This window comes from Sporosarcina ureae (assembly GCF_002101375.1).
Classification (GTDB): Bacteria; Bacillota; Bacilli; order Bacillales_A; family Planococcaceae; genus Sporosarcina; species Sporosarcina ureae_B.
In genome coordinates, this window is sequence record NZ_CP015207.1 from 2,568,138 (window position 1) to 2,581,161 (window position 13,024).

Sequence of the window (13,024 nt, forward strand, 5' to 3'; positions counted from 1 at the left end):
GTGTAATTACATATTCTATTAAAATTGGTATTCATAACATACTTGATATAGCTCTGCGATTTCTTCTTTTGAAGGTGTTTTAGGATTATTGCTAGGGCTTCCGCTGGCGATCGCGTCTGTAGACATTTTACTGATAGCGCTTACAAACTCTGCACGTGGAATTCCCCATTGTTCAAGATTCGGGATAGCTAATGCTTTACATAAATCCTTCACTGATTGTACAGCGATTTCTGCGGCAGCTTCATCTGATACTTGTTCTGCTTCGGAAGAAAAGATCCGGCCGATGTCTGCCAATCTATCAATACATGCATCTTTGCTATATTCCAGTATTGCAGGTAAAAGCATCGCATTCGAGAAACCGTGTGGCACATCAAATAGGGCACCAATGGGCCTAGACATGCCATGGATTAAACAAACAGATGCATTGGAAAATGCACTTCCAGCTTGAAGCGCAGCGAGTGACATACCTTCTCTAGCTTCGATGTTTTGACCGTCCGTGAATGCTTGATGCAAATTCTTTGAGATTAACTTGATTGCGGATAACGCCATCATATCTGTCATCGGATGAGATTTTTTAGATATGTATGCTTCAATGGCGTGACTCAGTGCGTCTACACCGGTCGCTGCTGTTACTTTTTGAGGAGAAGAGAGCGTCAGCAATGGATCGACGATGGCTACATTCGGCATGAAAGCAGGCTGTTTAATCATCATTTTCACTGTTGTTGCTGAATTCGTGATGACGGTGACGTCTGTTGCTTCTGAACCGGTTCCTGCAGTAGTTGGAATCGCAATGTGAGGTACAGGTGCTATTTGTGCAATTTTCTTCATGCCTACGTAGTCTTCGATGTTTCCACCGTTAGTCGCTACTACTGCAACTGCTTTCGCCGTGTCGATACAGCTTCCGCCACCTAATGAAATAATCAAGTCGCATGTTTCATCTTGATATAATTGAAGTGCATCTTCTACATATTGATCATTTGGCTCTGAAGCTACACCAAGGAAGACTGCATTTTTAACAGAGTGTTCCGATAATTTACGTTGGCACTCTTCTACGTATCCGAGATTCTGCATGATTTGGTCGCTGATGATCAGTGCTTTCTTACCGAGATGTACAGCTTTTTCCCCAATCTGTGCAAATGAATTTTGCTGGTACAGTATGGTTGGTGGCATTTGAAACGTTTTACAAGTTTCCATCAGGTCAGCTCCTTACATTATAATACGTGTAATAAAGTAGAACGTTTAAAACAGCAATAAAAAAAGTGTAGCTTCTAGACTACACTTTTATTAATAAACAGAGTGTAGCATTAAGGCTACACTCTAGTCAAATATTAAATTTTCTCATTTTTTTGTATAACGTCGTTCTGTGGATGCCAAGCAGCTCAGCGGTCTTTGATTTATTGCCGTCTGTTTTATCTAGTAAATCGATAATCATCTTTTTTTCTTCTGCGTCTTGTTTCTCTTTGATATTTTCCAATGTGTGGATATTTTGTCCCTCCACGATTAGTTGAGGTAAGTCTGTTACGTCGATGCTATTGGAATGAACCGTGCTAACTAAGTGTTCTAGCACGTCAATCAATTCTTCGATATTGCCTTTCCATTCGTAATTCATTAAGTACGTCACAGCCGAAGTAGTAAAAGACTTCTCGGGTATTTTATGTCTGAAACATATTTCCTGCATATAGTGTGACAGTAAATAGGGAATGTCTTCTTTCCTGTTGCGAAGTGCAGGAATGGTCAGTTGCAACGGATTTAATTGGGCATATAACTCGGAGCTGAATGCATCACTTTCGGCTAATTCATATAAATTTTGTGTAGAAGAAATAATGAGTTGGACAGGGAAGCCTTCTGGAGCGTGTCGTAAACAGTCCAGTAACTTCATTTGTAAAGTCATAGATAATGCTTCTATATCTTGTAAGTAGAGTGTGCTTTCGTTACCGGAAGTGAGGATTCCGTGCATGCCGAAAAGCTGTTCGTCCACGTTTTTTGAGACCTCTACCGTACAGTGTATGGTCGTAAATGGTTTTGATGCGAACGGGCTTAATAAGTGAATGCTTTCTGCGAATGCCTTCTTTCCGGTGCCTTTTTCGCCTGATAGTAAAACGACGGCTTGTGTCCGTGCAGCAGTCCGCGCTTTTCTTTTCAAGTCGGATATCGCTTCACTCGTTCCGATAATTTGATTGAGACTCGATAAGCCTTCTGATGATAGGGGAGGAAGTTCTGTATCGGCCATGACTTTCTGCAGTTGCAATCGTTCATAGATCCGGTAGATGTCCGAAACCCCTTCAAAAATGAGCATTCCGATTGCTGCAACTACTTTGCCATTTTTCCAAATGGGGATTCGGTGAACGACCATGTCTTGTCCTTGTATATTTTGTAGAACGCCTCTTTCCGGAATACCTTTTTGGACCGTTTCATGTAAATTCGTGTTTTCAATTACGTCTGTTACATGCCTTCCCATTGCCACGGATCTAGGTACACCTGTGAATTTGCTATACGCCTCATTGAATTCGATGATGATCCCATTTTCATCGACTACCGCAATACCTTCATACGCTTTTTCAAGAATAACAGATAAAATATCCGTCACTTTGTCATTTTGTATATAGCTTTCCATCAGTGCCGTTAGCCCTTTTAAGATTTCTTTTTGCGTTAGAAGGCCCGTGAGCATACCTTGTTGATTTTTCACCATATAGACAGCCGGATTGTCGGATTGAAAAGGGAGTTCACTCAACAATGACTGCTCATCTATTTCAGCTACTTGCGTGAAGAACATCGTCTCGAGCAACATATGTTTGTCACGGCCACTGACGAATGCTTCCAGTATATGGTGGGGAGTCATCATGCCAATCGGTTTATGATGTGAATCGACAACTGGAAGAAATTCAAGTTTCAATTCGTTCAAAACTTTAGCCGCTTCTAGCAATGTCTTATCTGATTGGATGACCGAAAAGTTTTCATTCATCCAATTCGCTACAGACATCCATTTCTTATCGTTTTCAACTTGTATGAGTGTATGAATAAATGCGTCTTTAAACATTAGAGCCTCCATGAGATATCTATTTTGCGTTGTGTTAGTTAATTATAGCTTGAAAATTATACATGTGCACGGGACTGAATGAAGGGAGAATGTATTTCGAACTTGCAGTAAAAACACCTTCCATAAAAATCGGTAGAAGGTGTTTGGAATTTACTATAGTTGAAACCGAATGCATTCGAGTGGTTTCTGTTGTGCGTGAAAGAAACAATAGATCTTTACGGTGAAATAGCTAGCGATCAGTAAAGGGAGTCTGTTCTGTCATTACACTCTCGTAAAAGATTTATTTCATTCACTATCACATTTTAGTCCATCTAACACTACGGAAGTAATACAGTGAATTTCTACTACAGGATCCAGACGTTCTCTAAAAATGATCCAATCGTAGATCGTTCCGCGCATGCAACGTGTGACGAGCATTGAAATCTCATCAACCGAAAGCTCTCGTTTAAACTCATTTCGTTCTACTCCTTCTTCTACATAAGAGCGAATGATTTGATACAGTTGGCGATTTTGGTCAGTTAAATAGGGTTCATCATCTATCGTTAATGCCAGTGCGCTTGTGTAAATCGTATGAATGAAATCTTTTCCTAAGACATCCCTTAAATACGTCATTTGGCCTTTATAAAAAAGAAGAATTTTTTCTGAAGCCTTGAGATCAGCGGGAATGCTAGGAATGAATGATAGGTAAAATTCATCGATATCTTTAAATTTTTCCAAGAAGACATCATATTTCGAATTAAAATGAACGTAGAATGCCCCTTTGGAAACGTTACATGCTTTTGCGATACTTTCTACCGTTACATTATCGAAACCTCTTTCATGGAAAAGCTCTAGGCCTTTTTCTAGGAGGTTTTTCTTCGTCTCTTGCGCTTTTAATTGACGGGGTGTAAGTTCTGTCATGTTCTGTTCCTCCTTTACCATGTTTGTTAACAGGATACCATGTTAGCAGGTTTATTTAAAATTTTTAGAAAATGGGTTGACTAATTGGATAATTCTAGATACTATTGAGTGACTGTAGTATGTGACTACGGTATGTGAAATAAATTAAGGATCATTATGTAATTATTAATCGTTTACAAATTGTTAGGTTTCTATATTTTTTTATTGTTAATGACAACGCTTACATTTTTATGAGCGAATTAAAAAGGAGGAATATGTATGGCGAATGAAAAGAAGATTGGTTTTATTGGGCTTGGAAATATGGGTTTCCCGATGGCGCGTAATTTATTGAAAAAAGGCTACTCCGTTTACGCTTTGGATATCAATAAAGAGTCGGAACAGAGCTTTGGAGAATTAGGGGGGCATGTGGGTCTTACCACTGCTTCGTTACTCAAGGAAGTGGATCTCGTTTTCACCAGTCTACCTACTCCTGCTATTGCGGAAAATGTGTATTTAGGTGAAGAGGGTATTGTGAATAGTGCTACGAAGCCAGTAGTGTTAGTGGATTTAAGTACGATTTCACCTGAGCTGAACAGGAAAATTGAAATAGAGGCATTGCAGCAAAATCTTGAATACTTAGGCGCGCCGGTAAGTGGAAGTGTCAGTGGTGCAGTGAACGCTACGTTATCCATTATGGTAGGTGGCGAAAAAGAAACGTTTGAATCGGTACTGCCTTATCTACAGGCTATTGGATCGAATGTATTCCATGTAGGAAAAGATCCGGGTGTTGGTACTATTGTGAAGCTCATCAATAATATGATGGCGGGTATTCACAATCAAGCGGTCGCAGAAGCGCTCTCACTTGCGAAGCTTGCAGGAGTTGATCAAGATATCGTCTATGATATTGTCAACGTTAGCTCCGGTGCAAGTACGATTCTTACCCGTAACTACAAGACGTATATTTCACAGGATGAGTACAATAAAGGTGCATTCACGACTTCATTATTATTAAAAGATTTGAAGCTTGCGAAACATGTATCGGATTCACTTAACGGAGAGCTACCGATTACTTCGCAGCTGATTAAATATTATGAAGAAGAAGTAGAAAAGGGTCATGCTCATGAAGATATGTCTTCTTCGTATTTGATGATTCAAGACAAGTTGAATCATCAAAAGCAAAACGTATAAGAGAATTCATTATAAATTAGGAGGAATAGATCTATGCAAAAAACAGATGTAAAGACGTTAACTCATTTTATTAATGGTGAAGAGGTTGAAGGCAAGAGTGGACGTTTTGGAGATGTCTTTAATCCTTCCACTGGAGAGAGGATTGCAAAAGTGCCATTGGCTTCAACAGAAGAAGTGAATGAGGTCGTGAAGCTAGCGAAAGAAGGGTTTACGCACTGGTCTAAGATTTCAGTTGGAAAACGAATGGAAGTACTTCACAAGTTCCGTGCCCTACTTGTAGAAAATACGGATCGATTGGCCTATGCAATTGGTGAAGAGAACGGAAAAACGCTCTCTGATGCAGCAGGTGAAATCTCACGTGGTATCGAGTCGGTGGACTTTGCGATTGGTGCTCCACACTTGTTAAAAGGTGAGCACTCGGTGAATGTGGGGGGAGAAATCAATTCGTATTCCATGCACAAGCCATTAGGTGTTGTAACATGTATTTCACCATTTAACTTCCCGGTAATGGTACCTGTCGCGATGAGTACGATGGCGGTGGCAGTAGGTAACGCGATGATTCTGAAACCTTCAGAAAAGGTTCCTCATTCTGCATTAATTCTTGCGGAGCTATGGTCTAAAGCGGGATTGCCAGCTGGTGTTTGGAATGTGGTCAATGGCGATAAAGAAGCTGTCGATGCACTGCTTACGAATAAAGACGTTATGGCTGTTAGCTTTGTAGGGTCGACACCGGTAGCTGAAGCAGTTTATGAAAAAGGAACAAAAAATCATAAGCGTGTACAGGCATTTGGTGGCGGAAAGAATAATATGGTCATCATGCCGGATGCGGATATCGATACAGCGGTGAATTCATTCCTTGGCGCAGCTTATGGTGCTGCATCACAAAGGTGTATGGCAATTTCTTCTGCGATTCCTGTAGGTCAGAAAACAGCTGAAGCATTTGTTGCCAAGCTAACAGAAAAAGTGAATGAACTGAAAGTCGGAAAGTTCGATGACAAAGAAGCAGATTTCGGACCTGTGATCAGTGCTGAAGCAAAAGCGAGTGTAGTGAAATCCATCGATTTGGCTATAGAAGAAGGAGCCGTCCTAGCTGTGGACGGACGAAATCCTAAAGTAGCGGATGAAGGAGGCTATTACTTAGCACCAACATTGCTTGATCATGTAACAACAGACATGAGTGTGTACAAGGAAGAAGTCTTCGGTCCTGCACGAATCGTTGTTAGGGTAGATACGCTCGAACAAGCGATTGATCTAATTAATGAGCACGAATATGGTAATGGCGTGACGATCTTTACCAACAGTGGAAGCGCTGCACGGACGTTCACGGATCAAATCGAAGTGGGAATGGTAGGGGTAAATGTTCCGATTCCTATTCCAGTTGGTTACCATAACTTCGGTGGATGGAAACGCTCCAGATTTGGTGAAGGGCAAATGTTCGGTCCGGATACGGTTCGCTTCTTTACGAAAACTAAAACCGTTTCTGAGAGATGGTTTGATACTTCTTATAATGATGAAAGCAAAACAGATTTCGACTTCCCAAGTAGTTAATTGACCATAAGCAGGATCGTAGTGAATATATAACTCCGATCCTGCTATTTTTCTAAATTAAAATCGTTTTATTTTGAATAGTACATAGTCAGTTGGAGGAGGGGTAGAATGTTAGGGATATTTATAGGTTTAGTGTTACTCATGGTATTGGCTTATAGAGGTTGGTCGATCATCTGGATTGCACCGATTTGTGCAGGAATCGTAGCATTATTCGGTGGATTAAACTTATTGGACGCGTATACGGATACATATATGACAGGGTTCGTTAACTTTGCAAAGCAATGGTTTCCGGTATTTATGTTGGGGGCAATTTTTGGGAAGTTGATGGAGTACAGCGGAATGGCCCATTCAGTAGCTATTGGAATTTCACGCGTTTTTGGTAAAGAGCGTGCAATCATTGGTGTCATTGTGGCAGCAAGTGTATTGGCTTACGGTGGTGTGAGTGTGTTCGTTGTTGTATTCGCAGTCTATCCATTGGCTCTGAATATGTTCCGTGAAGCAAATATTAGCAGACGTCTTCTTCCAGGAACGATTGTAGCGGGGATGATGACATTCGCCATGACGGCATTGCCAGGTACACCGCAAATTCAGAATCTGATCCCGACACAGTACTTTCATACGACGGCGGCAGCGGCTCCGATTATCGGACTTGTTTCATCGGCGTTCATGATTGTCTGTTCCATATTGTATTTGAATCGTAGAGTACGAGTGTTAAGAGAAGCAGGGGAAGTTTTCGAAGAACGTGAAGAGGACTTGAATGCTGAACCACGTACGAACTATCCACATATCATACTTTCGTTATTACCTTTACTGGCTGTTATTATTACATTGAACTTTTTAAAATGGGATATTGTCATAGCCTTGGCAACGGGCATTGTTCTAATTTTACTCATTTCTATTAGAGAATTCAAAGGCTTCACAAAAGCCGTAAACAGTGGAGCGAGCGATTCTGTTATGGCGATGATCAACACGAGTGCCGCAGTAGGATTCGGAACGATTGTACGATCCGTTCCGGGCTTTGAAAAGTTAAGCGACGCGATTTTAGGAATCAATGCAAACCCTTTAATCTCTGAAGCCATTGCGGTAAATGTTTTAGCAGGAGCGACAGGGTCAGCTTCCGGTGGTCTTGGTATCACATTAGAAGCACTAGGCTCGCATTACTATGAGATTGCAACCACTACGGGTCCTGCGCCCGAAGCCTTTCACCGCATTGCATCAATTGCATCGGGTGGATTGGATTCTCTTCCTCACAACGGGGCGATCTTGACGATTTTAATTGTGACAGGTATGACCCACAAGGAATCGTATAGAGAGATGGGTGTGATCGCGATAGTGTTCCCTATGCTTTCATTGATTCCTGCGATTGCGCTTGGGATTATGGGGATTTATTGATGGTGTTCGCAAACGGTACCAGGTCCCCACACAACTTCTAAACTATTCAGACAACTCAGCGTATCGCGCCAAAAGACTTCTAATCCAGTACATTAGAAGTCTTTTGGTATTTCATTATATTGAGATTAAGGGAACGCTTCTAGAATGTCCTTACTTTTCTGGCGGTTCAAAATATCCTCTATGTCCATCAAACAATAATGCACGTAGGCTTCTGTAGTTTTCTCGAATGGTTGAGGTAGGCAGTGTGGGAGTTTTGATGTATCTAGATACGGATAAGGTGACGGTGCAGAAGAGTGATAGTAGGGGAATGTGCTGAATGGATAATCAGCCAAATGCTTGACCAAAGGTGTTTTTGTTGTGATCGGATTGCGGTGAATATAGCGGCTTACAGCGAGCATTGCGTATGGAGATTTTACTTCTTTAGAATAATATCGGCCCTGATAAAGTTGTCCAATATATCCATAACGTTTAGAGTAATAATCGCTGTATTTTCGATTGATATGCCGCATGATTTTAGATAGGCTGTCTTCAGATTGAAGTAGAATATGATAGTGATTGGTCATGATACAGAACGCGAAAATTGTGAATTGATAATAGATAGATGCATGGCCTATGCATCGCATCAGATGCCACATATCATCTTCCGTGTTGTAGATGTTCTGTCGGTTATTGCCGCGCATGACGACATGGTAGTTTGCATTCGGCCTCCAATTCCGTTTACGTCTTGCCATTAACCTCTCCTCCTATTATTTTGTGAATATATTGAGTATAGTGGAGAAGTTTTATTTTGGTCAAAAGAGTGAAATTGAATTTTGGAAAATGGAAAGTGCGTACGAATAACGTTATAGGTTTGAAGAATTGAATTTTTGCAGCTGTTACAGTAGAAGAATTTAATTCCTGAATGAATTGAGTTCGAATTGTGTGAGGACCTGGTACTGTGTCGGTGTCACAGCCGAATTGTGTTCGAATTGTGTGAGGACCTGGTACTGTATCGTATCACAGCCAAATTGAGTTCGAATTGTGTGAGGACCTGGTACTGTGTCGTATCGCAGCCGAATTGTGTTCGAATTGTGTGTGTACCTGGTACCGTATCGTATCACAGCCGAATTGTGTTCGAATTGTGTGAGGACCTGGTACTGTATCGTATCACAGCCAATTTGTGTTCGAATTGTGTGTGTACCTGGTACTGTGTCGTATCACAGCCGAATTGTGTTCGAATTGTGTGAGGACCTGGTACTGTGTCGTATCACAGCCGAATTGTGTTCGGATTGTGTGAGGACCTGGTACCGTATCGTATCACAGCTGAATTGTGTTCGAATTGTGTGAGGACCTGGTACTGTGTCGGTATCACAGCCGAATTGTGTTCGAATTGTGTGAGGACCTGGTACCGTATCGTATCACAGCCAAATTGAGTTCGAATTGTGTGAGGACCTGGTACTGTGTCGTATCACAGCCGAATTGTGTTCGAATTGTGTGTGTACCTGGTACCGTATCGTAGAACCTGGCACCGTATCGAATGAATCAAAAAGCTGCTACGAGACGACCATATCATACGGTCGACTCGCAGCAGCTTAAGGTGGTTTCTATATATGGATCAAAGGCTGATTGCGGATTGGTTTCGAAGCGCTAGAAGGTCTTTTAACGATTCTACTTGTTCGTCAGGCAACGCAATCATCGGTAAACGAACGCCACCAACCGGTACGCCCGTCAAGTTCAGCGCGGCTTTTGTAGGAGAAGGGTTCGGTGCAGCGAACATCGCTTGCATGATCGGCAATAGGCCACGATAAATGGTAGCAGCTTGCTTGGTATTGCCGGTCTTGAAGTGGCGCACCATTTCTTGCATTTCATTTCCTATAATATGAGCAGAAACCGACACAATGCCTGTGCCGCCAATAGCGAGTACAGGAAGTGTAGACGCATCATCACCTGTGTAGACAAAGAAGTCATCTCCGGTATGTTCAATGATCGCTGCAACAGCTTCTAGATCACCACTTGCTTCTTTGACAGAAGTAATATTCGATACGTTGTTAGCCAATCGGATAATCGTTTCGGGCAACATATTCACGGCACTACGTCCTGGGATGTTATACAGCATGACCGGTAATGTAGTCGTTTGTGCAATCGTCTTGAAGTGCTGGTACAATCCTTCTTGACAAGGCTTATTATAATACGGGACGACAAGCATAATTCCGTCGACGCCAGCTTCTTCTGCTTGGATCGTCAAGTCGATGGATTCTCTTGTACTGTTTGTTCCTGTACCTGCAATAACTGGTGCGCGACCAGCCACGGTTTGCACAGTGAATTTGAATAGTTCTACTTTCTCTTGTGCAGTAAGAGTAGGTGATTCTCCTGTCGTACCTGCGACAACTAGTGCGTCTGTTCCATTGGCTAGTAAGTGATTGATTAAGTTTTGTGTTGCTGGGTAATCGATGTCTCCTCTTTCATCAAACGGAGTAACCATCGCTGTCATAATTGATCCGAAATTCATTATTCTCCACATCCTATCATTTTATTAAAAAACATAGAGGTGGGGGCGGTACGTAATTGAACGCAAAAAGCAACAACGAGGGCTCGCTGTTGCGTTGAAATAATGAATTATTTCTTTGCACGAGATAGCCCACCATATAGTTTCCTATATGACAATCCTGCACTTGTTCAGTCCAGAATCAGCTTGGAGATCATGAGTGTCTCGCCGCTTCGGCAAATTCCCCTTTCCACAATCTTCACAGAACCTCATGATTCTCTGATTGTGTACTAATGGTTTTTGCGCCTCTATCCTTACTCCGAAATTATCGAAATAAGTGAAAGTTTAATTAATCCCTACTCTACTTGTTATCTGAAGAAATAGCAACCTTAACATTTCTAGATGAATGTTCTGTCTATCGATGCCACTTCGTGCAACAATGGGTCAACAAGTGTACGAAAGTCGCCTCATTCCTTCGACAATTCACTGCCCAGTATTGTGTTAGCCTCCAAAAAGTGCTATCTTATCAGTATAATAGCCTAAGGGTAAACTGGGCTTTTCTTGCTTGATTTATGCATTACATAAGTTTTCTGAAAAGGGGAATTCGATGAGTACTATACATGAGTCCGCGAATAACAGGCCGGAAGAGTTACAGCGCATATTGGATAAAGAATTATTACAGTTGGAGAAAATTACGATTGAAGATTTCGAAGTAGATCCTATCGAGAAGCCCGTCACACAAGAAGATTTAAAGCAATTTCAGCAATTTACATCGACGAGTTTTCGCTCCCTAGAAGAATTGTTGGAGAGCAATCAAGCCGTCTTGCCCGTTGATGAGGCCATCACGCGTTTGCAAGATGAAGCATTGCAAGACCGCGTCCAAATGGCAAAACGCGCGGTGCAAATCTTTAGTTTATTTGAAGACGTGCGTCAAACGGTTGATCCTGCATCTGTCGATTTACTTGCACAATTGGATGCCGTGATGGATCAAGCGCAGCTCTTACTTGAAGAAATCGGTATAACAGAGTTACCGGTGTACGATGAGTATTTCGATGAAAGCTATATGGAAGCGGTTGGCACTATACCCGAAGAAGAAGCACAAGGGATCGAGCGTTTTAAAGTGGCGGCTGTATTCCGCAGAGCCTTTTCAATAGAAGGTCAAGTCATTCAAGATGCACTAGTGAAAACGGTTTCGTAAAAGGGGGAACGTTTATGACGAGCATAACAATTGATCAATGGGTGAGTCACTACGTACGCCCGTTTAGTAGGTGGAGGTGATTCAATGAGTTCATTTACTAACGTTCCTATGCTAATTCAGCAAATGCAACAAGAGATACGACAGAAACGTTACACGATGGCACTTGATACGATACGGGAATTGGAAAAGTTGAATGTTAGCCGCAAGCAGATTCTGTGGCATAAAGCGTTGCTTGAGAGTAAGGTCGGAAATTTGCATGTGGCATTAGCTTACCTGAAGGAACTAGATAGCGACGAGTCACATGCCATTAAATTGAAGCAAACGATTACCGACAATTGGGACACGTATACGCAGGTCATCGATGAATACAACCATGCAGTGTCGGAAATTCAGCTAGGATTTGGTGAAAACGCACTACATATTATTGATCACGCGATTCAACTGGCAGGAAAACTGCCCGTCCCGATTGAATTATATCGTATGAAAACGGTCTTGTTGGCGCGTTATGAAAGCGGTACTTTATCTCGTTATACGGCGGGGCTACCTTTGTATGTACTCGACGATCCGACTATCAAACGTGCTGTGGCGGCAGAACCTCCACGTCCAGATATCGCACGACCGGTTCCTAAGCCTAGGCGCAAACGTAAGCTGAAAAAAGAGGCGGTAGTACTATTCGCTAGTATTGCGACCGTGCTGTTAGTATTTTTCGTCTGGTTACTAGCGAATCTACTGACACAGCCTGAAACCGCTACGGAGGCACCCACTACAGCACCGGTGAAAAAACCGGCTATTACGGAGACTGTGTCTAAGAAAGAAGAGCCGGTTGAAAAAAGAGTAGAAGAGGTAGAGCCAAAAGAAGAAACAGAGCTTGCATTCGTTTCAAATGAAGCAGCAAATATGTATTATAATGAAGGCTATAGGCAATTCGTAAAGGAAGACTTCCCAGCAGCTGTTGTGTATTTTGAATACGCTGTGCGCACGGAAGAAAGTGATTACTTCACGGACGATGCATCGTACTTCCTAGCTTCGAGTTATTTACGCGAGCAGAAGTATGAAGATGTCGTGGAGGTCGCGAAAGCATTCCGTAAAGAACAAGATGTGAATTATATGGAATCACCTTACCGAGAAGGGATTCGTCTTCAGGAGAGCCGTGCTTTGTGGCAGCTCGGTGAAGAGGCACAAGCGGTTTCGATTTTGGACGAATTGATCAACAAGCCCGATGAAGACTGGGTGACGTATGAAGCAAGGGCTATGAAGAAGTTTGTAGTAGAAGGCGAGAGTGGGGATGACGAAGAAGCTAGCTGAGTTAGCTTGTGAC

Annotated in this window: 10 protein-coding genes and 1 riboswitch; of the genes, 5 read left to right on the forward strand and 5 right to left on the reverse strand. The window is 42.2% G+C overall.

Features of this window, described 5'->3' with window-relative positions:
- Positions 1-18: 18 nt before the first annotated feature.
- From SporoP8_RS12695 to SporoP8_RS12705, 3 genes are all read right to left on the reverse strand, one after another.
- Positions 19-1,194, reverse strand: coding sequence for an iron-containing alcohol dehydrogenase (locus SporoP8_RS12695; RefSeq protein ID WP_085132844.1), 1,176 nt, complete (start codon positions 1,192-1,194; stop codon positions 19-21).
- Between the two features lie 127 nt (positions 1,195-1,321).
- Positions 1,322-3,037, reverse strand: coding sequence for a sigma 54-interacting transcriptional regulator (locus SporoP8_RS12700; protein WP_198166018.1), 1,716 nt, complete (start codon positions 3,035-3,037; stop codon positions 1,322-1,324).
- 285 nt (positions 3,038-3,322) lie between these two features.
- Positions 3,323-3,937 (reverse strand): TetR/AcrR family transcriptional regulator, encoded by a 615-nt coding sequence (locus tag SporoP8_RS12705; RefSeq protein WP_085132846.1) that lies wholly within the window; start codon positions 3,935-3,937, stop codon positions 3,323-3,325.
- Positions 3,938-4,195: 258 nt separating this feature from the next.
- Between SporoP8_RS12705 and SporoP8_RS12710 the strand changes: the two genes are divergently transcribed.
- The 3 genes from SporoP8_RS12710 (at position 4,196) to SporoP8_RS12720 (ending at position 8,044) form a co-directional block, all read left to right on the forward strand.
- Positions 4,196-5,104 (forward strand): NAD(P)-dependent oxidoreductase, encoded by a 909-nt coding sequence (locus tag SporoP8_RS12710; RefSeq protein WP_085132847.1) that lies wholly within the window; start codon positions 4,196-4,198, stop codon positions 5,102-5,104.
- 33 nt (positions 5,105-5,137) lie between these two features.
- Positions 5,138-6,652 carry a CoA-acylating methylmalonate-semialdehyde dehydrogenase gene (locus SporoP8_RS12715; protein WP_085132848.1) on the forward strand — a complete coding sequence of 505 codons (1,515 nt, stop codon included), beginning with the start codon at positions 5,138-5,140 and terminating at the stop codon, positions 6,650-6,652.
- Positions 6,653-6,760: 108 nt separating this feature from the next.
- Positions 6,761-8,044: a GntP family permease gene (locus SporoP8_RS12720; RefSeq protein WP_085132849.1), complete on the forward strand. Its 1,284-nt coding sequence runs from the start codon at positions 6,761-6,763 to the stop codon at positions 8,042-8,044.
- A gap of 125 nt (positions 8,045-8,169) precedes the next feature.
- On the opposite strand, the gene SporoP8_RS12725 is transcribed toward SporoP8_RS12720, so the two are convergent.
- Both SporoP8_RS12725 and dapA read right to left on the reverse strand, forming a co-directional pair.
- A complete protein-coding gene (locus tag SporoP8_RS12725; RefSeq protein ID WP_085132850.1) occupies positions 8,170-8,775 on the reverse strand; it encodes a transposase in 606 nt (201 codons plus the stop codon).
- An 863-nt stretch (positions 8,776-9,638) separates the two neighbouring features.
- The gene (gene dapA / locus SporoP8_RS12730) at positions 9,639-10,532 is read right to left on the reverse strand and encodes a 4-hydroxy-tetrahydrodipicolinate synthase (protein WP_085132851.1); all 894 of its coding nucleotides are present in this window, start codon (positions 10,530-10,532) and stop codon (positions 9,639-9,641) included.
- Positions 10,533-10,649: 117 nt separating this feature from the next.
- A riboswitch (Lysine riboswitch) is annotated at positions 10,650-10,827 on the reverse strand.
- Between the two features lie 288 nt (positions 10,828-11,115).
- Between dapA and grpE the strand changes: the two genes are divergently transcribed.
- Both grpE and SporoP8_RS12740 read left to right on the forward strand, forming a co-directional pair.
- Positions 11,116-11,706 carry a nucleotide exchange factor GrpE gene (gene grpE / locus SporoP8_RS12735; RefSeq protein WP_085132852.1) on the forward strand — a complete coding sequence of 197 codons (591 nt, stop codon included), beginning with the start codon at positions 11,116-11,118 and terminating at the stop codon, positions 11,704-11,706.
- 84 nt (positions 11,707-11,790) lie between these two features.
- On the forward strand, positions 11,791-13,011 hold the full coding sequence (locus tag SporoP8_RS12740) for a tetratricopeptide repeat protein (protein ID WP_085132853.1): 1,221 nt from the start codon (positions 11,791-11,793) through the stop codon (positions 13,009-13,011).
- The last annotated feature ends 13 nt before the right edge of the window (positions 13,012-13,024 follow it).